At 62.2% G+C, this 20,892-nt stretch carries 16 protein-coding genes; 8 read left to right on the top strand and 8 right to left on the bottom strand.

From position 1 onward, the window contains the following. Positions 1-41 precede the first annotated feature (41 nt). Complete coding sequence (locus tag DH10_RS28510; RefSeq protein ID WP_192250686.1) at positions 42-521, top strand: class I SAM-dependent methyltransferase; 480 nt, start codon at positions 42-44, stop codon at positions 519-521. Between the two features lie 22 nt (positions 522-543). Here the strand turns inward: DH10_RS28510 and DH10_RS28505 are convergent, their stop codons facing one another. Then, positions 544-1,959, bottom strand: coding sequence for an adenylate/guanylate cyclase domain-containing protein (locus DH10_RS28505; RefSeq protein ID WP_192250683.1), 1,416 nt, complete (start codon positions 1,957-1,959; stop codon positions 544-546). A 203-nt stretch (positions 1,960-2,162) separates the two neighbouring features. Between DH10_RS28505 and DH10_RS28500 the strand changes: the two genes are divergently transcribed. The 3 genes from DH10_RS28500 to DH10_RS28490 all read left to right on the top strand — a co-directional run bounded on the left by DH10_RS28500 (position 2,163) and on the right by DH10_RS28490 (position 5,022). Then, on the top strand, positions 2,163-2,987 hold the full coding sequence (locus tag DH10_RS28500) for a hypothetical protein (protein WP_192250679.1): 825 nt from the start codon (positions 2,163-2,165) through the stop codon (positions 2,985-2,987). Positions 2,988-3,061: 74 nt separating this feature from the next. Then, a complete protein-coding gene (locus DH10_RS28495; protein ID WP_192250676.1) occupies positions 3,062-3,586 on the top strand; it encodes a GNAT family N-acetyltransferase in 525 nt (174 codons plus the stop codon). Positions 3,587-3,636: 50 nt separating this feature from the next. After that, positions 3,637-5,022, top strand: a complete 1,386-nt coding sequence (locus DH10_RS28490; RefSeq protein ID WP_192250673.1) for a hypothetical protein — start codon at positions 3,637-3,639, stop codon at positions 5,020-5,022. 95 nt (positions 5,023-5,117) lie between these two features. On the opposite strand, the gene DH10_RS28485 is transcribed toward DH10_RS28490, so the two are convergent. Further along, the gene (locus DH10_RS28485) at positions 5,118-8,054 is read right to left on the bottom strand and encodes a glycosyltransferase (RefSeq protein WP_192385592.1); all 2,937 of its coding nucleotides are present in this window, start codon (positions 8,052-8,054) and stop codon (positions 5,118-5,120) included. A 218-nt stretch (positions 8,055-8,272) separates the two neighbouring features. Continuing rightward, positions 8,273-10,045, bottom strand: a complete 1,773-nt coding sequence (locus DH10_RS28480; RefSeq protein ID WP_192250667.1) for an adenylate/guanylate cyclase domain-containing protein — start codon at positions 10,043-10,045, stop codon at positions 8,273-8,275. Positions 10,046-10,285: 240 nt separating this feature from the next. On the opposite strand from DH10_RS28480, the gene DH10_RS28475 reads away from it, so the two are divergent. Both DH10_RS28475 and DH10_RS28470 read left to right on the top strand, forming a co-directional pair. Then, complete coding sequence (locus DH10_RS28475) at positions 10,286-13,585, top strand: ATP-binding protein (RefSeq protein WP_192250663.1); 3,300 nt, start codon at positions 10,286-10,288, stop codon at positions 13,583-13,585. Between the two features lie 18 nt (positions 13,586-13,603). Further along, entirely contained in the window at positions 13,604-14,284 is a 681-nt protein-coding gene (locus DH10_RS28470; protein ID WP_192250659.1) for a redoxin domain-containing protein, read from the top strand. A 493-nt stretch (positions 14,285-14,777) separates the two neighbouring features. On the opposite strand, the gene DH10_RS38015 is transcribed toward DH10_RS28470, so the two are convergent. Genes DH10_RS38015 through DH10_RS28455 form a run of 4 tightly spaced genes read right to left on the bottom strand, consistent with a single transcriptional unit; the run spans position 14,778 to position 18,332 of the window. Then, entirely contained in the window at positions 14,778-14,981 is a 204-nt protein-coding gene (locus tag DH10_RS38015; RefSeq protein WP_312891282.1) for a hypothetical protein, read from the bottom strand. Beyond that, positions 14,978-15,592, bottom strand: coding sequence for an alpha/beta hydrolase (locus DH10_RS28465; protein ID WP_312891281.1), 615 nt, complete (start codon positions 15,590-15,592; stop codon positions 14,978-14,980). The genes DH10_RS38015 and DH10_RS28465 overlap by 4 nt, the downstream gene beginning before the upstream one ends. 8 nt (positions 15,593-15,600) lie before the next feature. Further along, positions 15,601-17,049: an NAD-dependent succinate-semialdehyde dehydrogenase gene (locus DH10_RS28460; protein WP_376774866.1), complete on the bottom strand. Its 1,449-nt coding sequence runs from the start codon at positions 17,047-17,049 to the stop codon at positions 15,601-15,603. Between the two features lie 35 nt (positions 17,050-17,084). Then, entirely contained in the window at positions 17,085-18,332 is a 1,248-nt protein-coding gene (locus tag DH10_RS28455) for an iron-containing alcohol dehydrogenase (RefSeq protein ID WP_192250653.1), read from the bottom strand. Positions 18,333-18,554: 222 nt separating this feature from the next. Here DH10_RS28455 and DH10_RS28450 point away from each other — a divergent pair, with 222 nt between their 5' ends. Both DH10_RS28450 and DH10_RS28445 read left to right on the top strand, forming a co-directional pair. Beyond that, on the top strand, positions 18,555-19,250 hold the full coding sequence (locus DH10_RS28450; RefSeq protein WP_192250650.1) for a GntR family transcriptional regulator: 696 nt from the start codon (positions 18,555-18,557) through the stop codon (positions 19,248-19,250). A gap of 68 nt (positions 19,251-19,318) precedes the next feature. After that, positions 19,319-19,912: a DJ-1/PfpI family protein gene (locus tag DH10_RS28445; RefSeq protein WP_192250647.1), complete on the top strand. Its 594-nt coding sequence runs from the start codon at positions 19,319-19,321 to the stop codon at positions 19,910-19,912. A 233-nt stretch (positions 19,913-20,145) separates the two neighbouring features. On the opposite strand, the gene DH10_RS28440 is transcribed toward DH10_RS28445, so the two are convergent. Then, a complete protein-coding gene (locus tag DH10_RS28440; protein WP_192385591.1) occupies positions 20,146-20,880 on the bottom strand; it encodes a ribonuclease activity regulator RraA in 735 nt (244 codons plus the stop codon). Positions 20,881-20,892 lie beyond the last annotated feature (12 nt).

The following is a 20,892-nucleotide window of genomic DNA, read 5'->3' as shown; positions in this document are numbered from 1 at the left end:
ATTGCCGATCTCTTGAGCTGGTTCAGGACACACAAACGCATATGTCTCGCCTCGAGAGTTTCATCCGCAGGCTGACCGCACAGCGCGACATTCTCGATCAAGTCTGCGCGCAGGTGGCGAACATCGAGGGCCCCATCCTCGAGCTCGGCCTCGGCAATGGCCGGACGTTCCACCATCTGCGTGAGCGCCTGCCCGGACGCCGGATCGTGGCGTTCGATCGCGCACTAGCCGCACACTCCAGCTCAATTCCCGAAGCTGAAAACCTCGTGCTCGGCGAAATACGCGAGACGGCGAGCAGGTTCATTGGCATCGACGCCGCTCTTGTTCATGCCGACATCGGCACCGGCTATGAAGATCTCGATGCAGTGACCTCTACCTGGCTTCCCGATCTGACCGCGCGCCTGCTTCGCGTCGGCGGCATCGCGGTCAGCGGCACGCCGCTCGATCACCCGCAGTTGCAACGCCTGCCGCCGCCGCCTTCGGTGCCCGCCGATCGTTATTTTATCTGTAGGCGCGTGTGAGCGGCCAAGACGACCCAAGTCTTCAGGGGATCGTATATACTGCTATCTCTCGGTCAATGCCGCGCAGCGAGACCTCGTGGGGCACGGGCGTCAGCGCGTTCCTGTGCAACAGATCGGCGGTGAGATTGTCGTCGACCACCGCACGAGTGGCGAAGATCGCCTGTGCGTTGGCAAGGTTCTGGACCCGCGAAGCAATGTTGACCGTCTGGCCGAAATAGTCCTGTCGCTCGTTCATAGACACGGCGATGCAGGGGCCGGCATGGACTCCGATCTTGAGCAGCAGATCCTCGCGCCCGCTCTTGTCGTTGAGCGTACGCATGGCATCGCGCATCCTGAGGGCCGCAGCAATCGCACGATCGGGCGTCGCGAAGGTCGCCATCACCGCATCACCGATCGTCTTCACCACCGCGCCTGCCTCCGCCGCGACGATCTCGTGCAGAACCTGGAAATGCGCGCGCACGAGATCGAAGGCAGAAAGGTCGCCCACCCGCTCGTAAAGCGCGGTCGATCCGCGCAGGTCGGTGAACAGGAAGGTCAGGCTGGTAATCTTCAGGCGCTGGTTGATGTCGAGCGTATCCGTGCGATAGAGATCGCGAAACGTCTGGTTGGTGAGCAGGCGCTTGGCGGTGAGGAAGGGCCGGCGTTTGCCCAGGAAATCATGCAATGCCTGGCCGGCGATGAAGACCGTCGGCAGCACGCGGGTGTCGGTCCTGTTTTCCAGCGAAATGCGCAAGGGGCCGGGTTGCATCTCCAGCGTCTGGTTCTGGACATGGTCGCGGTCGAAGACCAAAGAGAGGCTTCGGCGCTCCTTTGTTGGTTCGCCCTTCACGTCGATGAACTGCGCTGAATGGGTGACCGGCTCGAAGACGATGACGAATTCGGACGGAAGCTGTATGGGCAGAACCGCCTTTTCACCGGGCGCAAGCTCGATATCCTCCAGCGAGAACGCTTCCATTTTTTTCGCGAAATCCTCATCCGGCACGTCGACGCCGGACGCCCAGTAGATCTGGCGGAAATATTCCACCAGCGGCAGTTCGTGTGGATTGTGAGCGGCAATCCTGCGCATGCGGGGACTGACGGTGAATGTCACCTCGACCATCTCGTCGAGGGTCGGCGAATAGCCCTGCGAGCACAGCGCGCAGGTGTATTCGTCCTTCTGCAGGGTTTTCAGCGTGGCGTTGGTGTCGAGCACGCCGCCACAGCCGGGGCACAGAACATTCCAGGAAATGTCGAAGATGCCCACCCGCGCCGCATGGAGAAAGGCGCTTATGGCGCGCTCCTCGTCGAGGCCATGCTTGCTGGCGAAGGCTAGCGCATTGATGCGGCAAAGTTCGTGGTCCTCGCCCTCCGCGATGGTTCGCTTGATCGCGTCGATTGCCAGTGGATCGACATCGGTCGATTGCCGCAGAAGCGAGAACAGATCCTGAGCTTCGTTCATCGTGCAGGCTCCGGAAAATGCGCTCCGAGGCGTGTTGACTGGACCGCGCTTTGGTCCGAGTACCCCATTTTACGTCGAAACTGACCCTACGGCCATTCGAATAGATAGGCATGGTGAGAGTTCAATTTCCATTCGGCAGATTTTCACCGGCCGCAAGCGGCACTATGATGGTAGATAGGCATTCATCTTTGGGACTTTCTCCCATGCCGACATCCAGCAATCCGCCATTTCCCGCGGCCCTGCGCCTTTTCTCTGTGGTGGTCATCATTGTCCTGATCGTAGGCGCCGGCCTGTTTTTCGCGCCTGTGCTGGTCAAGCCGCGCTGGCCCTGGGCCGTCACGCCGTTCAATGCCCGCTTCCTCGGCGGCTTCTACACCGCCGAAATGGTCGTGATGGCGGCGCTGCTGTTCTGGAATCGCTGGTCGCCCGGCAGGCTCGTGCTCGTCATGGCCTTCATCTTCACCGTCATCGTGTCGGCGGCTTCGTTCATCAATCTCGGCTATTTCAACTTCGAGCGCAAAGCGCCCTGGCTCTGGTTTCTGGTCTATCTTGGCTCGGTCGCGGTATCCGGGCTGTTCCTGTGGCGGGCCAGGGATCGTCCTTCCGCAAAAGGCGTGACCTTAAACCCCACATGGCGCGGCTACATGCCGGTGGAATCGGCGATCCTCGGGCTCTATGGCGTCGGCCTGTTGCTGTTTCCCCTGACATTCAGCAGCATCTGGCCATGGCCGGTCGATGCCTTCCACGCTCAGGTCTACAGCGCCATCTTCCTCGCCGGTGCGGGCGGTATATATCTCGTCTGGAGAAGCGCGCCGCGCGAGGAGCTGCTGGTGCTGGGCTTGGCGCAGTTTCTGGTTGGCCTGCTTGCCATCCTTGGCCTCGTCATCACCGACGCTGCGGTGCACCGGATCGACTGGATGGCGACCGGGACATTGTGCTGGCTCGCCCTTTTCGGCTGGATCGGCATCAGCGGTGTCTTCAAACTCTACGCCGCCTCCCGGTATTTTAGCTCGCAATCGGCATCATAGATTACGGAGACGACTGGATTTTCGGGTGATGTCCGGTGCATCGTGCCGGGCCGATTGCCTTCGCCGGGAACGCCATGACCAGCAAGACCTCGCCATCCTCCGAGAAAATCCAGCCGCTACTCCGATCCGTCCGGCCAAGCGATGCGGAGGCGCTTTGCGCCATCTTCAACATGCCGGGCTTCCGCTCGGGCACGTTGAGGATGCCCTTCGAGAGGGTGGAGCAGGTGGAGCGGCGCATCGCCAAGTCCGGCCAGGAAACCACCTGGATCGTCGCGGAGGTGGACGGCAAGATCGTCGGCCATGGCAGCTTGGTCGTGCAGGGTTCGCCGCGCCGTTCGCATGTCGGCGAGATCAATATCGGCCTTGACGATGCCTTCGTCGGCAAGGGCATCGGCTCCGCCATACTTGGCGCGCTGCTTGACGTGGCCGATAACTGGCGGGCCCTGAAGCGGGTCGAATTGACCGTCTATGCCGACAACGAACCGGCCGTCCGTCTCTACACCAGCCACGGCTTCGAGGTCGAAGGTCGGCATGTGAAGGCCGGCTTTACCGACGGGCAGTACCACGACCTCCTGAGCATGGCCCGGCTGCGGTTCTAAGATCCGCTGTTCCCCTTGGCGTTTGCACCACATGCGGCTAGACGGGACCAATGACCGCCGTCGTTGATCCGACCCCTAAGCCTCCGGTGGAAATTCTGGCTGTGCTGTCGCTGCTCTGCCCGGAAGTCGTGCGTGACATCGAGCTGAACTGGAATGCACCGGTTTCCGACTACGCCCGCCATCTGTGGCGGCCGGTGGCAAGGCCTGCATCGGGCCCGGCGATCGCCGCCCGCTCGATCCTGCGCGAAGTCCTGCATCAGCGCCTCGGTGTGATTATGCAGCCTGAGGAGATCGGCAAGGCCCTCGAAGAGTTCGAGCACAGACCGGTAATTCAGTCCGGCCTGCACTGCCTGCTTCTGATGGACCGGATCACCTTCGATGCCCTGCTGCTTGCCTGGCTCGGCGCGGTCGAAAACGGGCTGTCGGCCTTCGTCAGCTTCATGGGAACGACGATGACCATGGAGACAATTGGCCGGGAAGGTCCGGGCTGGCTCGATGTCGGCGACGACAAGGTCAACCTGTTTGGCATGGGGCGCCACAAACTGTGCCGCAAAAGCGCCTGCGCGGCCGGTCCCGTCTCCCTCAACAAGCGAGCGCTCGAAGCGGTGGGCGATGAAACGGATGCCAACCGCTGGCTGGGCACACTGCTTGCCAGTCAGGACAAGGTGTTTGGAACCGCCGCCGATGCGCTGACAGCCCTCAACGAGGATCTGGTCGCCAATTGGGATCGTTCCGGCATGGCCTTGCCGGTTTTCATCGATGATCGGCTCGGCGCGGCTGCCATGGCGCGGCATCTAGAGTACGACGGCAGCCTTCTTTCCAAGCTGCTCATCGAGCCCACAAGACGCCAGCGTCTCGAACATGCCTTGCAAGAGGCCGCATCGGGCCCATTTGGCAGATTCCTGCCCGACGCCACGGACTATTTCTGGGGCATCCGAGAGGAGCGCGTGCGCAAGCTCGTCCTCAAGAACGGGCACCTGATCGAGCCTGACAGGCCGCACGGTCTTTCAATCCCTTTCGAGCGGCCGCATCTCAAGCAGGCGCTGCTCAACGGCGTGCTGCTGCCGAACTTGTTCCTGATGTTCCTTGTGCTTGCTATATTGCCGCGGGTGCGGGTTGTGGGTGGCCTGAGACAGATTGGTTATGTAGCGCTTTTCCACTCGATCCTGCTGGCAGTGCTAGACGAAAACGCGCCGGAAGAGCGCGACCTGGCTGCGGAGCTGCAAGTTCGGGAAAATGCCTGGGGCACGCGGGTCATCGATGAAAAGATCTCGGTCCGGGAGCAGCTTGCCGGCCTGCCGGAAGGGGCGCTCTTCCCGGACCTGCTACGGCAATACCGATTGCGGACATTTGCCGAGACGACCGACGACCTGAAATTGGTTCGCGAAAACGCCCGATGGCGCAAGATCGGCCAGGCAGAGATCAAGGCGACCTGAGCCTCACTTCAGGCCTTTTTTCAGGTTGATTTTCTGATGCGCAACCGCAAGCGACGGCGACTATCGGTTAGCCTCTGGCGCCTGATCCGGCCGCTTCATTCGAGCACCGCCTCGACAATGGCAACAAAGTCATCGAGCGAGCGATCCCCACGAATCTCGATGCGCGGAAGGTCGATGGGATCGCAATCGAGGCCCGCCGGCCCGTGTCTACCGCCGAAGCCGATCCGATAGCCGCACTCCCTGGCCAGCCGGCCAAGCCGTCGGTCGGTGACGGAGTAGGGTGCCGCGAACGCCGTGGTTGGCCGACCGGTCCACCGTTCGATGAACATACGAGAGCGCAGGAGTTCGGCGGCCAAGTCGGAGCTCGACAGACCATCGATCGCGCGATGCGTCGCCAGATGGCTTCCGAAGAACGCACCTTCGCCGGTGAGGCGTCGCACCGTCCCGGCGTCCATAAGCGGCGTTGGCGGACCGCTGACGGCGTCCCACTGTGCACTTTCACCCACCAGGTCCGTCACCAGGAAAACTTCCGCGGTCAGGTCGTTCGCGCGCAAGGTCGGCCAGGCATGGTCGGCAAAGTTCTGGAAGCCGTCATCGAACGTGATGAGCACTGGGCGGCCAACGAAAGGCTGACGGCTGGCGATGAACCATTCCAGCTGCTCCGACATAATCGCGTGAAAGCCATTGGCGCGCAGCCATGCCATCTGGCTGCCGAATGCGGCGGGCGTGCACCGATAACGGGCGAGCGCGGCCGGACCATCATCGGCGACGCTGTGATACATGAGGACAGGGATACGCTGCCGCCGCTCGCTACGTGCGACGTCGCGGCGCAAGGCCCGCGCTCCGCCCCAGACGATATTTCGCGCGACCCCTATTCCGATGGGCGCGCGGATTGGCACTTGATCAATCATCGGTTCCGTCGCCACGTCGTCTGGTGACAGGCGGCGAAAGCGGTCTATGCGATAGAGCTCGGTCTGGATCGATTGCTCGAGGACGAGGCCTTCGGTCGCTGCCAGCGTCTCTGAGATCGCTTGTGCACCGAATGTGTTCCAGTCGAAGCCGGTCCTTTCAACATTGTCACCTAGCACGAATGCGTGCGCGCTGATGAAACTGCCGCCAGGCGCCAACGCCTCAACGAATTTTTTGGCGATGCGCCGCAACTCGGCGAGATCATCCAGGTAGTAGAGCACTTCCGAACAGACGATCAGATCCATCTCACCCGGCAGCGTGTCGGCAGAGAAATCCAGTACGCCGAACTCAACATTCGGCTGATCGCTGCATCGCGCGCGCGCCCGCCCGATGGCTATGGGGGAGATGTCAGTTGCGGTCAAATGGCCCACGCGCGCCGCCAGCTGTCGCGTGAATTGGCCCTCCGCGCAGGCCAGCTCAAGCGCCCGTACGATGGGACCGGCAGGCAGAATTTCGAGCTGCCGCTGATATTTTTCCTGCTCATAGGGCGAACCGTAGTTCCAGGGGTCCTCGGTCGCGAAACGGCGATTCCAGAACGACGTGCGATCATTGTCGTGGTCATCCGCGGCCGGTGCACGGCGCGGCGCTGCAAGAGGCTCTGTATCTGTAGCTTCGGCGCTCGACCGAACCAGCTCCTGCGCTTCCGCGGCCAAGCGCGCGAGTTTGCCGAAGTGGCTGTCCCGATCAGACCGGCGTCCCGCTGTGGACAACAATGCCTCGGCTGCAAACATGTTCGACGTGTCGGCACCGGCGCCCTTTTGCGGTGCAAGCCGCTCGGGGGGCACGAGATTCAGGATCAATTCAATCCAATGACGCCTTGTCACAGTCCCGAGCGCGCCGAACTGCACGCGAGCCTCGATCCGGCCATCGATCATCAGATAGGCATAAATTTGATCAATGACTTCCGGAAGTTCGATCGGGGTCGGATTTCGAGCGTCGACGCGAATTCCGAGTGTCCGCCCCAGTCTGCGTGGCGTGGCAAGGTCATCGAAGTCGAGAAGCATTTGCTCAAGGTGATACTGGACGCGGCGACCCGCTACGGGATCGCCCCAGACCTTGCCGAGTTCGATGATTAACTCGGTGAGGGAGCCGCCGAACCTGTCCCACCTGGCAGCCAATTGCGCTGGCACCGATAGGCTTCCTACCATAAGGCCATCGAAGACCACCTTGGCGATCTCATGCGCCCACTTACGTCCTGCCGGGAGCGCGCACAGGGACTGCGGGTTGATCGAGCGCGAGCCGCGGCCGCAATCCGACGCGGTGTTCCACAGCGCAAACCACGCGAGTGCCTCGGAAGCGGGGCGGCCGTTCGCTTCGATCGCTCCATTGGCGTGGGCCGATGCCGGATATTTGACCCTGGGATCAGGCGAAAAGCCGCGGGCGATCACGATTTCCGCATCTGCCAGCATCTGCGTCGAATTGCGGGAGAGCGAGTTGGGGCTGACCCGATAGAAAGCGAGCGGCTCGTCGACCATCACCCAACGTTTGCCTAGACGCGCGAGGCGCTGCCACAGATCCCAGTCCTCGCAGGTGCGCAGCGACACATCGAAACCGCCCAACTCGACAATTGTCTCCCGGTCGACCAGCAGCGCGTGGGTGTGAATGGCACATCGGCGGGCGAATGTTTCGAAGGGCTGGATCGCAACCTCCGTTGAGATGCTCGACGGGGTGAGTTCGCCATCGGGCATCACGCGCCGAGAACCGCAATAGGCGGCCACAGCATCGGGAGCGGTTTTCAGCGCGGCCAGCATTTTCGCAAGGAAGCTGGCATCCACCCAATCGTCCGCATCCAGAAACATCAGCCAGCGGCCGCGCGCTGTCGAAATCCCGCTGTTGCGCGCGCCGGCGGCGCTATACGCGCAAGACCTCAACGTCCGAAATCGGGCATCCTGCTGCACATAACCGGCGATGATCGCGGGAGTGCGGTCCGTGGAGGCGTCGTCGATGATGATTGCCTCCCAATCCACTATTTCCTGATCGAGAAGGCAATCGAGTGCGCGCGCCAGGGTTACCTCCGCGTTGTGCGCAGGAACGACGATTGAAACCAAGGGATTATGCGCCACGCCGTCCTACCCGCGCCTGGTTCGAAGGGAGAACAAGAGTCCCGAAACATAGCCGGCGATTTCCTGGATCATCGAGCTTTCGTTTTCTTCGGCAAGAGTCGGCGAATGTCAAAAACGATGACGGCATCGGATGGCAGCACTGCTCTGTCAAGATCGAGGCGGATTAGAAGCGGGCAAAAAGGATCGGCTGCAGTTCAAGGCCTGACTTGACTCACCTGTCATTGCACAACGCCGGCCTTGCGGAGCCCGTCCACCACGCGTTCGAAATCGGCAGGGTTCTTGTAGGGCAAGACTTTGCGACGGTATTCCAGCGAATAGTCGGGATTGACGCGAAGCACCTCCTGCCATGCCGCGCGGGCCTCGGCGAAACGGCCCAAATGGCCGTAGCTGGCGGCCAGAAGCGCGCGTGAGACGTCGGTGACAGCGTTGCGAGCCAGCCGTTGCATCAAGAGGTCAACGGCCTCTTCGTACCTTCCTAGTTGAAACGAGGCTAAAGCCTGGAAGTGCAGAAGCACATCCGGAAAGTATGGATTCAAGGTCTTCCCCCGGGCGAAGCTCTCGAGGGCCTCCTCGGATCTGCCCGAATAGTACAGCGCCTCGCCGAGGATGACGTGCCCTTCGGCGAAGTTCGGATTGAGGACTATCGCGCGCTCGGCCTCGTTGATGGCCCCATCGTGCCGTCGTGTGTACAGCTTGACTATACCCAGCGCCCAGTGCGCCCAGGGATCGCTGCCATCCAGCGTTACCGCTCGCGTTGCGGCCTCTTCTGCTTGCGCCATCGATTCCGACGGCGATGCACTCCACCTGTTCAGGTAATCGAGCCCGTGCGTGAGGGCGAGGAAAGCGTGGGCAGAGGCAAACTTCGGGTCCAGTTCGATGGCACGTTGCAAGAGGTCGCGGGCTGCGACGTTCGTCTCCTTCGTCAGCCGGTGCCACAGCTCCCGGCCCCGCAAGAAACAGTCATACGCCTCCGTGTTGCGCGGGCGCTCGGGCGCCAGCCGCTGACGGTCATCCTCAGTCAGATTGAGCGCCAGCGCACCGACGATCTGCTGCGTCACGTCGTCCTGCACGGCGAATATGTCGGTCAGGTCGCGATCGAACCGCTCCGCCCAAAGATGGCCGCCCGAGGTTGCATCGATGAGCTGCGCGGTGATGCGCACCTTGTTCCCCGACTTGCGTACGCTGCCCTCAAGTACATGCCGCACGCCGAGCTTCGTGCCCACCTCCTGCACATGGACGTTCTGGCCCTTGAAGGTGAACGACGAATTGCGTGCGATGACGAAGAGTTGCGACAGTTTGGACAGCGCCGTGATGATGTCTTCAGAGATGCCGTCGGCGAAGTAGTCCTGTTCGGCGTCACCGCTCATGTTGGCGAACGGCAGGACGGCGATCGACAGCTTCGGCGGCGCTGCCATCGCCGGCCGGCTCGTCGCGGTTTCCGAGGTCGCGGCCGCCTTGGTCCCGGCGCCGCCGACTTGCAGCGAATAGACCCGGATCGGCTCGGCGATGTTCTTGAGCTGCGTGCTGCCGAGATCGCTGACCGAGAGGTCGAGCCTCGCCTTGACCTGGCGATAGGCATCCTCGGAAAGGCAGATGGCGCCGGGCGCCGCGACGCCCTCCAAACGCGAGGCGATGTTGACGCCGTCGCCCATCAGGTCGCCGTCGCTTTCTTCGACCACATCCCCCAGATGGATGCCGATCCTGAACTCGATGCGGCGGTCCTGCGGCACGCCGGCATTGCGCTCAACCATGCCATTCTGAACCTCAACGGCGCAGCGCACCGCATCCACCACACTGCGGAACTCAACCAACACCCCATCCCCGGTGCGCTTGATCACCCGCCCGTGGTGCACTTCGATGGTCGGATCGATCAGGTCGCTGCGCAGTGCCCTCAACCTCGCCAAAGTACGATCTTCGTCCGCGCTCGCGAGCCGGCTGTATCCGACCACATCTGCAGCCAGGATTGCGGCTAGCTTACGATTCTCGCTCAAGGGTCCGTCTCCTCATCTCCACGATAGCAGGAAGACGGAGGCAAGAGGGAACTTTCGCAAACGACGGCCACGCAGCCGCCCGAATCGGCAGCGCTCTGCCACAGGACCCACCCGATCGCTCGATGCCCATTTGCGCAGCCGCTTGCTGGTCGACGGCTATAGGTCCATTCTTGTGAATACCCTGGCCGTGAAGCGCGTGGCGAGATCACGCCGTCACGGCCCCTAGTGAGGTCTTGTTCTATGGACTGCTCGGGCTGCGGTTTCGAGGTTGAGGGCGGTTACGCCTTCTGTCCGAGGTGTGGCCGGCGCCAGCCCATGCCATGCGCCAATTGCGGCTACCCCTGCGCACCTGAATTCGAGTTCTGTCCGAAATGTGGGGCAAGCGTCGGTGCGCCTGAAAAAGCCGTCGAACGACCTGCTCCGACACCAAGCCGGACCATGGTGCCGCCATCCCGGACTCCGTCGCTGCTTGCGAACATCGAAAGCGAAGAGAGGCTGCATCCCGTCTCTGACGCCGATCGCAGGACGGTAACGGTCCTGTTTGCCGACCTTTGTGGCTTCACGACACTCAGCGAGCAGCTCGACCCCGAGGTCATGCAAGCGCTGCAGAACGAACTGTTCAAGGAATTGACGGCGGCCGTGCGAAACTTTGGGGGTTTCGTCGACAAATTCATCGGCGATGCACTGCTCGCATTATTCGGTGCGCCGGTCGCGCATGAGGACGATCCGGAACGTGCGCTTCGCGCCGCTCTCGACATGATCGCCCGGACGGCGCGGCTCGGCGAAAGCGCCCCCCAATCCGTTTCGCCTCTGTTACTCCACATCGGCATAAACACTGGTCCGGTCGTTACTGGGGGATTGGGCATTGGCACCGCCAAATCCTATTCGGTGACCGGCGACACAGTGAACACGGCGCAACGCCTGCAATCGCTGGCCGCACCGGGTGAGGTGCTGGTCGGCGAGCTCACTCACAGGCTGACCCGGCATGCCTTCTCTTATGAGTCGCTGGGTGATGTCGTGCTTCGCGGCAAGGCTGGCAGCGTGCTCGTCCATCGACTGGATGGACCGCTTGCGGCGCCGCGTGCAGCGCGTGGGCTCGAGGCGCTCGGCCTCAGTGCGCCGATAATAGGTCGTGGTGCGGAGCTCAATAGAATGCTGGCGAGCCTTGATCAGGCGTGCGGCGGCTCGGCCCAACTTGTCCGCCTCGTCGGAGAAGCCGGTATCGGGAAATCGCGGCTGGTGAAGGAGTTCGTCGCCCGCGTCGGCGACGAGGATCGTTTTCGCAACGTCGTCGTGCGGCAGGCCACGTGCTCACCGCTGGGCGAACAATCATTTGGCGCTTTGGGCGCAGTGGTGCGCAGCGCTGCCGGGATGATGCAAAACGACAGTGGGGACGAAATGCGGGGGAAGCTCGCGGCCTTGCTTAACGATCTCGGCCTGCAGGGCGAGGAGGCGAAGCGGCTGATGCCTTTGCTCTACCATGTGCTTGGCCTTGGCGACCCCGATGCCACCTTGCAGCATGTCGAGCCCGAGCAGCTGCGGCGGCAAATTCTCTACGCAGTCCGCACGATCATCGAACGGCGGCTTGCGTTGTCGCCGCTGTTGATTGTCGTCGAAGACCTGCACTGGGCCGACGCCGTGTCGCTCGAGGCACTGCGTTTCGTGATGGATAGGTTGGAACGCACGCGGTTGATGTTGCTGGTCACGCATCGTCCGGCGCCGCACAACGACCAGCTCGATTCAAGTCGGGTCAGTCATACAGCGCTCAGGCTTTCGCCGCTCAACAGTGATGCCGGACGCAGCCTGCTGGCGGCGCTTTTCGGCGAGAGCTGGGTAAACTCCGCAGGAGTGCTTCCCGACCAGATCCTCGAGCGCGCAGGCGGCAACCCCCTTTTTGTAGAAGAGATCGTTCGCGGCCTTATCGATCGCGGTATACTGGTGCGCGAGGGCCAGCGATGGCGGACTGTGGCAGGCGAAGTCGCAACCGGCATTCCCGCCACTATCCAGGCAATGTTGCTTGCCCGCGTCGACCGGCTGCCCCAAGAGGTGCGCCGGTTGGCCCAGGAGGCTGCGGTAATCGGTCCGCGCTTCGATGCCACACTTCTGAAAGCCGTGACAGCCGATCCCGGCCGCCTGGAGGCCGGCTGCGAACTGCTTTGCGATGCGGAAATCATCGAGGAAGTTGCCGGATCAGGCTCGGTCTCGTCGCAAAGCTACCGCTTTACGCAAACGTTGCTGCAGGACGTGATCTACCAGAATCTGCTCCTGCAGCGCCGGACCGACATCCACGGGCGGGTCGGTGCTGCCTTGGAGCAACTGTACGGCGACAAGCCGGAACGGCTCGAGGATTTGACCGTGCTCGGTCATCATTTCGCACAGAGCGCTGAGCGGGAGAGGGGCGCGCATTACCTGCAGGCGGCGGGCGATCGCGCTCGCATGATATATGCCAACGACGACGCCCTTCGTTTCTACGAACGAGCAATGACTGCGTTGGGCGCGGTCGGGCAAACACCGCTCAAACTGGCAATTGCAGAGCGCATTGCCGATTTGAGCGGCCCGCTGGGCCGCCGCGAGATCGCGCACCAGCACTACGAGATGGTATTGCAGGCATACCGCGAGTCGGCCGATCGCGTCGCTTCGGCGCGAGTTTTGCGTAAGATCGGTCGGCTGTTCTGGGACGTCGGCAAGCGGGACAACGCGGAATCCCGTTATGCCGAAGCGGCAGCGCTTCTCGATGGCGCGGATGCCCCGGTCGAGCAGGCGCATCTCTGGCAAGAACGTGGCCGACAGGCGTTCCGTAGCGGAGATCACGCTCTCGCGGCAAAATGGGCAGACGCGGCGCTGGATTGCGTACGCGCTCTGACAACAGAGCATGTCTCCGAGGTGGGGCGTGATGCCACTCTTGTGACCGCCGAGGCACTCAATACCAAGGCTGTTGCGCTGGCTCGCCTTGGGCGAAACCATGAAGCCGTGCGTCAGATTGAGCGTAGCATTGAATTGGCCGAAGCAGCCGGTCTGCTGGGCACGGCCTGCCGCGGCTACACCAATCTCGGCGTGCTTTACACGACAATCGATCCGGCAAAGGCGATGGAGGTCTGTCGGCGCGGTCTTGAAGTGGCGCGCCATATTGGTGATTTGGGTTTCCAGGCGCGCCTGCTTGCCAATCTGGCGGTCGCTTGCTGTACTTTCACGGATCGCTGTCCAACGGAGGGCGTGCCTGCTGCCGAGAAGGCCATCGAGATCGACCGCGCGCTCGACCAGCGCGAGCACCTGCCGGTGCCGTTGATCGTGCTTGGGCAGATCCACCAGTGCAACGGCCGTCCGGAACTGGCGGTTGGCTTGTTCAACGAAGCACTGGACGTAGCCCGCGAAACGGGCGAACCCCAACTGCTGTTTCCGTGCTATGATGGTCTTGCAACGCTTAGTCTCGACCTCGACAATCTGGCCGAGGCCGAACGCTACTTTTCCCTGGCGCAGGGTATATGCGCCCAGCACGGGCTCGACCCGGAAGCGCTTGTGGTGCTGCCTTTTCTCGACTAGCCGGGGTGGGAGGTGGAAATGTCCGCGCGTATTGACTTGGTACCGCTTCAACCGGGCGATCGTGCTCCAAACGTGGTACTCGACGCCATTACCCAGGAAGGCAAGATCGCGCTTGACGACTTTCGCGGACAAAAGCCGGTGCTGGTCGGCTTGTTTCGAGGTCTGCATTGTGCGTTTTGCCGGCGCCATATCGCCGCCCAGGCGCGGCTTGATCCGGAGCTGCGCGAAAAGGGCGTGGGGAGCCTGACGGTCGTCAACACGCCGATCGAGCGGGCGCGTCTCTATTTCCGCTACCACCCGATGCCTAATCTGCTCGCGGCCTCCGACCCTGAACGCGCTTCACATCGTGCTTTTGGACTGCCCAATCTCGAATTCACCGAAAACGAGACGAACTGGCCGTACAAGGTCTCGATGGCAGTGGCAAAGGATATGCGGGTCGACGTACCAGGCGAGTTGCCCGGTCCAATGGATCCTTTTGCGGCCAGCGAATTCCTCGACAAGAGGGACCATTACGAAGTGACCGAAGCCGACGAGCAGATGATGGCAACGGGACACGGACAACTGATCGGTCAGTTCCTACTGGACCGGCAGGGGATCGTCCGTTGGAGCTTCACGGAGGTTCCAGAGGGTGGGCGATACATGTTTGCGGCGCCAAGCCCGCAGGAGCTGATGTCAGCTGTGTCCCAGGTCGCCCAATAGACTTGCGAACGAGGTAAACACGACACTGAACAAAAAGCGGCAATGCTCTCTGTCGCCTTTGGACTAGCGATGTCCTCCGTGGACGGCTCCTGTATCGTGGGGTCGCTGCGACAGCACCCCTTCCAACCGTCGGAATGCCGTCAACGGCAGCGGGAGCCGTTCCACCCCATCTTGTTTTGGTGAATGGACCAGACCGTAGAAATGACTGCAATGATCCAGCTCTTCCGTGGTCGCCTTGACCTTCCTGGCCGACACGCCCTGCACATACATCTCCGCAAGCGTCACGAATCGACCTGCGAGTGGTCGAAACCGAAGCGTGTGATGCGTGTTGGGAAGCAAGCAACCCGAGCAGGGCGCTCTACCGATCTGAGTCTGCGCTATCGACTTCCGCCCGTGGCAATTGGAGGGCAGCTTTGCGCCTCATGTCGTCCGTAGAGGCAGGCTCTGCCGCTTCCCGAAAGCGGATCTGCCGACCTCCGGCCATGTGGGCCTTTCACATGGCCAGCACACGAGCCAACAATGCCGCCGCCTGCGTGCCGGCCAAGCCAAGGTCACGGACGCTGCTCATATGATTGGCCGCTGCAAGGCTCGTGCGCGAGACGACCAGCCCTTGCTTTTCGAGACTTTCTGCGAAAGTCGCGGCTTGACCGTGGAAGGGCGGCGTTTCGTCCGCCCCAACAGAAATCTTGACGCTCACGGATGATCGAAGCGATGATCGATCGGCGAGAACCGCTGGACCTCTTCATCGGTGATCGCGATCTCGGCGGCAAGAAAAGACGCTTGCAACGGCTTCAAATCGTAAATGCCCCCGAGCAGGAGAGCACCTTTGATGCCTGAAGGCCTGCTGTCGTCATCGAAAAGCATCGTCGCGAGATGCGCGCCGGCGGAATGGCCGCTAACGGTTAGCTGGCCGGGATCACCGTCGTGGTTTGCGATGTGGTCATGCACCCATTGCCTGGCGCGGCGTACCTGGTCGACAATCCTAGCCATCCTCACCGCGGGCATCAGCGCATAGTCTACGATGACCGCGATCGCTCCCGCATTCGTGACTGTCTCGGCGACATGGGAATAGTCGCGCTTGGAGAACATGCGCCAGTAGCCGCCGTGAATGAACATGTGCACCGGCAGGCGATCTCGTTTGCCTTCAGGGAAGAACAGGTCGAGGGTTTCGGTGCTGTCCGGCCCATAGGCGACATCGGCGACCATCGGAACTCTCGCCCTGGTCTCTGCGCTGCGGCGGACGATCTCGGCTACGATGTCGTCGAACTCGGCGACGTGATCACGAATGCGGAACGGATCTTTCGGCATCTGTCTGCTCAGATCGTCACGGCGATGTACTTCGCCTCCATAAACTCGGCTATGCCGTGCTTCTGGCCGCCTTCTCGCCCCAGCCCGCTCTGCTTGACGCCGCCGAAGGGCGCCGCCGGATCCGACATCAGGCCACGATTGAGCGCAATCATGCCGGACTCGATCTTCGATGCCACACGCATGCCTTTCGCCAGGTCGCGCGTGTAGATGTAGGCGGCCAGGCCGTATTCGGTATCGTTCGCCCTCGCGATTGCTTCCGCCTCGTGTTCGAAGCGGCTGATCGGAGCCACGGGGCCGAATATCTCCTCATGCGCCATTGCCGCGTCAGCCGGTACGTCGCGAAGCACAGTTGGCGGATAGAAGTAGCCTCTGCCTTCAGAGGCAGCTCCGCCGCACAGAACTTTCGCGCCGCGGGCAACCGCGTCCTGGACGAGCCGATCGATCTTGTCGACAGCCTTCCTGGTGATCATCGGCCCGCATTCGGTTTCTGAGTCTGTGCCCGGGCCGATATTGAGCGCTGCCATGCGTTTGCGCAGCCCTTCCGCGAAAGCGTCATGGATGCCCGCCTGCACGTAGAGCCGATTAGCGGCCGTGCAGGCCTCGCCGGCATTGCGCATCTTCGCGACCATCGCGCCATCGAGGGCTGCCTCCAGATCGGCATCATCGAACACAATGAACGGCGCATTGCCGCCAAGCTCCATCGAGCAGGAGATGACGTGTTTTGCCGCTTCGGCAAGAAGCACGCGGCCAACGCCGGTCGAGCCGGTGAACGAAAGCTTCCGCACCCGCGCATCAGCAAGCATGGCCGCCGCCACCGGGCCTGGATTGGAGGTGGTGATAACGTTGACGACACCAGGCGGCACGCCGGCTTCTTCGTAGAGAGCGGCAAGTGCGTAGGCTGTCAGCGGCGTCTCGCTGGCGGGCTTCAGGATCACGGTGCAGCCGGCTGCAAGCGCCGGCGCGATCTTGCGTGTCGCCATCGCTGCCGGGAAATTCCACGGCGTGATCAGAATGCAAATGCCGATGGGCAGGTAGTCGACCACGATCCGGTTTGCGCCGGACGGCGCAAGGCCGAACTCGCCGCTGATACGAACCGCTTCCTCGGCGTTCCACCGGAAGAACTCGGCCGCATAGGCGACTTCGCCGCGCGCGTCGCGCAGCGCCTTGCCATTCTCCAGGGAGACCAGCGCGGCCAGAGTCTCCGCCCGTTCGGTCATAAGCTCGAAGCAGCGCCTCAGGATCTCTGATCGCCTGCGCGGCGGGGTATCGCGCCAGCCTGTTGCCGCCTTCTCGGCCGCATCGACGGCGGCAGCAGCGTCGGCGAGCGTGGCATCGGGAACCGCCGCGATCACGGCCTCGGTCGAAGGATCGACCACCTCGATGACGCGGCCGTCGGACGAGGGTCGCCATTTCCCGTCAATATAGAGCCCGTGCGAAAACGGAATGTAGTCAGACATGTCAGAATCCTGGTCGAATAGCTCTGGGGAGATGTTCATTTGACTCGGGCTCCGTCCCTCACAATTGCTGCGGCGGCCATGTCGCCGTCATAAGCAGCTCTGACCAGGCGCCGCATCGCGGCCAAGTCGAATGGGCGGGGATTGTTCTTGATCAACCGGTCGATGCCTAGCGCCTGCTCGGCCGTCCAGTCGATCTTATCCTCGGGAAGGCCTAGATCAGCCAGCGTCCGTGTAATGCCGATGGCCTTGAAGAGTCGCGCAACTTCCTTGATCGTGGCATCTGCCAGCTGATCGGCGTCGCGATCCTGGCGAGGCACGCCGAGAGCGCCGCCGAGTTCGGCAATCTCTTCCGTTGCGGCCGAAAGATTGTAGCTCATCACATAGGGGAGCATCGTCGCGACGCCCAGTCCGTGCGGCGTGTGGGTGAGCGCGCCGACCGGATACTGCACGGCATGGGCAGCGGCGGTTCCCGCGGTGCCGAAGGCGCAGCCGGCGGCCAACGCCCCCATCATGACGTCGGCGCGCGCGTTCTCGTTCGCTCCGTCATGATAGGCCGCTTCGAGGCTGCGGCCCAAAAGCCTGATTGCCAGCAGGGCGAAATGATCGGTCAATGCGCTCTTGCCGATGAAGACATGCTGTTGCGGCAGATCGGCATCGGCACCGCGTTTTGCCGCAGTGAAAGCTTCGATCGCATGCGTCAGCGCGTCGGCACCGGCGATGGCCGTCAGGGAGGGCGGGCAGGTCGCCGTCAGGTCTGGATCGCAAAGCGCAACCGCGGCAATGAGATGCGGGCTGGAGATGCCGACCTTGAGCGTCCGCTCCGGGTCCGAGATCACGGCGACCGGGGTCACTTCGGAGCCGGTGCCGGCCGTGGTCGGCACCGCAATCAAGGGAAGAGAGCCCGGCACCTTGAACTCACCATAGTAGTCCTGGAGCTTGCCGCCATGGCTGAGCAGAAGTGCGGCGCATTTGGCCATGTCGAGGCAACTGCCGCCCCCAACGCCGATCACCATATCCGGCTTGAAGCTCTTCGCTTCCGCAATACAAGCGCCGACGCTGTCGCGAGGCACCTCGGGCAAGGTTCGATCGTAGACGAGCGTGTCGACCCGGGCAGCTTCCAATCCAGCGAGGATTTCAGTGAACTCGGACATCCCGGCGAGGCGTTCGTCGGTGCAGATGAATGCGCGCCGGCCATAGCGGCTGGCAATGGCAGGCAGCGCATGGCGCTGGCCTTTGCCGAAGAGAATTTCGCGCGGCAGGCGCGCGGCTGCAAACAAGGTCATGGACTGAGATCTTTCAAAACAGATTGATTGGCTAAGTGCCGCGTCCGCCGCCGAGCCTGGCCTAAACGAGTTCCCTGGCTCAGCTTTCGTGCCGGTCCGAACCGTAATGCAATAAAGGCTTCCTAGCCCATCGTTCGTATCCTCTATAAAATCGTATAGGATATAGTATTGAATTGGCCAGAGCATCATGTTAGGGCTTGCTCCTGTCAAGAGGCAAAAGCGATGCAAGACCCCGATCTGACCGTCGATAACGAAGCCCGCCCAAGCGGCCGCATCCAGCGAGCCAGTCTCGCCGGGGATGTCTATGAAGCGATCTTCGCGCAGTTGATGTCGCTGAGGATCCCCCCGGGGTCGCGGATCACCGTCGATAATCTGGTCAGGGAGTTCAACGTCTCTCACACGCCTATCCGCGAAGCCCTCGGCAGGCTGGAAGGCGAGGGGCTGGTGGTGAAGACCCATCTGATCGGCTATCGCGCCGCCCCGCAGATCACCCGGCGCCGGTTCGACGAACTCTACGAGTTGCGCCTTCTGTTGGAACCCGCCGCTGCGGCCAAGGCTACGGCAGCGCTGGATGAGGAGCGTCTTGCAGCCCTGCGGGAAGCGGCCGGCGTCATGGCGCGGCGAGTGGGGAAGGATGAGCGCCTGCGCTATGCCAATTTCGCACGGCAGGACGCGATCTTTCACGACAAGATCATGGAGTTCGCGCAGAACGAGCTCATCCGCGAGACGCTGAACCACCAGCATACCCACTTCCACATCTTCCGCCTGATGTACCATTCGCGCGTCACCGAAGAAGCCTTGGATGAGCACGAGGCAATTCTCGCTGCTTTCGCGGCGGGCGATGCGGACGCCGCCGAGAAGGCGATGCGCGCGCACATCGAGAATTCGCGGGACCGGCTCCTGCCCGCCTTCGAGTAACGGCTCCCAACTTGCGACAGCCAAGGCGCGCCCGCGCCTTGGCATCTCCAAAATCGAAAGGATAAGTCATGCCAGCCAAGAAGATACTGATGCTGACCGGTGAGTTCACCGAGGAATACGAGATCTTCGTATACCAACAGGCGATGGAGGCAGTCGGCCACACCGTCCACGTCGTTTGCCCCGACAAGAATGCCGGCGACCTGATCAAGACCTCGCTCCACGACTTCGAGGGCGACCAGACCTACACCGAGAAGCTCGGTCATTACGCGTTGATCAATAAGACGTTCTCCGACGCGGAGAAGCAGCTCGATCAGTACGACGCCGTCTATTGCGCCGGCGGGCGCGGACCGGAGTACATCCGCACCGACAAGCGCGTTCAGGCGATGGTGCGCCATTTCCACGAAACCCGGAAGCCGATCTTCACGATCTGCCACGGCGTGCAGATCCTGATCGCGGTCGACGGCGTCGTCCGCGGAAAAAAGGTCGGTGCGCTGGCGGCCTGCGAGCCGGAAGTGACGCTCGCCGGCGGCACCTACATCGACCTGTCGCCAACTGAGGCATATGTCGACGGCACAATGGTTTCGGCCAAAGGCTGGACCGCTCTTGCAGCCTTCATCCGGGAATGCCTGAAGGTGCTCGGCACGGAAATCCGGCACGGCTAGTCCAGAGCAGGAAGTGGAGGTCTTGGAGCGGGTCTCCGGTTCTGGTTGAAGCCGCGCCGCTCCAGGTACAAAGCGTAAATACCTGGTCGGGTTGCAGGCGTTGACCGGCAGCTCTGCGCCTGATCCCGACTGCCAGACCGGAAAGCGGACGTTCGACGGCGAAAATCCGACTCCCGGCGATACCGCCAGAAGAGCTGCCGCCCGCTGCAAGGTAATCAATCCGCTAACTTGGGTTAGCGGTTTGCTTTGCGCCACTCCTCGTATTCCCCGCGGGCATCGTCATGCAGCGGATAGTAGCGTTGTAACGGCGCGCCCTGCATGAGCTTCTCTCGCGAGAACTCTTCCCAATCGTGATGCTTTTTCGCTTCTTCGATTACCTTCGGGGCCATTGCGACTGGAACCACCACCACCCCGTCATCGTCGGCGACGATGATGTCGCCGGGGATCACCGTGACACCGCCGCAGGCAATCGGAACGTTGACGGCGTTTGGATAGATGCTGGTCTGAACATGATAGTTGGGCGTCCAGCCGCGCAGCCATAGCGGCAGATCGAGCTTCTCGACATTGGGCCTGTCGCGCATGCAGCCATCGATGACGATGCCCGCGCCGCCTCTGCCCTCGAAATACGTCGACATCATATCGCCGAAGACGCCCGAGCTCATGTCGCCGCGCGCGTCGACCACGACCACGTCGCCCTCCCGCGCGTGATAGAGCACGTGCCGGTGCAGTTGCGTTTCCGGATCGGCATATTCTCCCTCGGTGAAGAGGTCCGGCCGCTGCGGCAGGAACTGCAGCGTCAGCGCCGGCCCGACGATCGACTTCCCGTGGTTCTGCGCCACCGGACCGACCATGTGCGGATTGCGGAAACCCATGTGGCCAAGGGTGCCGGCAACCGTCGCGGCGCCGATCTCCCTTAGCGCGTCGATCAGGTCTCTGGGCGGCCGGGTGATGTCGGGAGTGTGCGTCATTGTGGACTCCTG

The organism is Mesorhizobium silamurunense, from assembly GCF_014843825.1.
In the GTDB taxonomy this organism is placed as follows: domain Bacteria; phylum Pseudomonadota; class Alphaproteobacteria; order Rhizobiales; family Rhizobiaceae; genus Mesorhizobium; species Mesorhizobium silamurunense.
The sequence above is the reverse complement of the archived record's forward strand: the minus strand, read 5'-3'. Positions and strand labels throughout refer to the sequence as shown.

Excerpts from the sequence above, each read along its gene's own strand:
- DH10_RS28510 (WP_192250686.1), top strand. The coding sequence starts at position 42 with ATGTCTCGCCTCGAGAGTTTCATCCGCAGGCTGACCGCACAGCGCGAC.
- DH10_RS28505 (WP_192250683.1), bottom strand. The coding sequence starts at position 1,959 with ATGAACGAAGCTCAGGATCTGTTCTCGCTTCTGCGGCAATCGACCGAT.
- DH10_RS28500 (WP_192250679.1), top strand. The coding sequence starts at position 2,163 with ATGCCGACATCCAGCAATCCGCCATTTCCCGCGGCCCTGCGCCTTTTC.
- DH10_RS28495 (WP_192250676.1), top strand. The coding sequence starts at position 3,062 with ATGACCAGCAAGACCTCGCCATCCTCCGAGAAAATCCAGCCGCTACTC.
- DH10_RS28490 (WP_192250673.1), top strand. The coding sequence starts at position 3,637 with ATGACCGCCGTCGTTGATCCGACCCCTAAGCCTCCGGTGGAAATTCTG.
- DH10_RS28475 (WP_192250663.1), top strand. The coding sequence starts at position 10,286 with ATGGACTGCTCGGGCTGCGGTTTCGAGGTTGAGGGCGGTTACGCCTTC.
- DH10_RS28470 (WP_192250659.1), top strand. The coding sequence starts at position 13,604 with ATGTCCGCGCGTATTGACTTGGTACCGCTTCAACCGGGCGATCGTGCT.
- DH10_RS28465 (WP_312891281.1), bottom strand. The coding sequence starts at position 15,592 with ATGCCGAAAGATCCGTTCCGCATTCGTGATCACGTCGCCGAGTTCGAC.
- DH10_RS28460 (WP_376774866.1), bottom strand. The coding sequence starts at position 17,049 with ATGTCTGACTACATTCCGTTTTCGCACGGGCTCTATATTGACGGGAAA.
- DH10_RS28455 (WP_192250653.1), bottom strand. The coding sequence starts at position 18,332 with ATGACCTTGTTTGCAGCCGCGCGCCTGCCGCGCGAAATTCTCTTCGGC.
- DH10_RS28450 (WP_192250650.1), top strand. The coding sequence starts at position 18,555 with ATGCAAGACCCCGATCTGACCGTCGATAACGAAGCCCGCCCAAGCGGC.
- DH10_RS28445 (WP_192250647.1), top strand. The coding sequence starts at position 19,319 with ATGCCAGCCAAGAAGATACTGATGCTGACCGGTGAGTTCACCGAGGAA.
- DH10_RS28440 (WP_192385591.1), bottom strand. The coding sequence starts at position 20,880 with ATGACGCACACTCCCGACATCACCCGGCCGCCCAGAGACCTGATCGAC.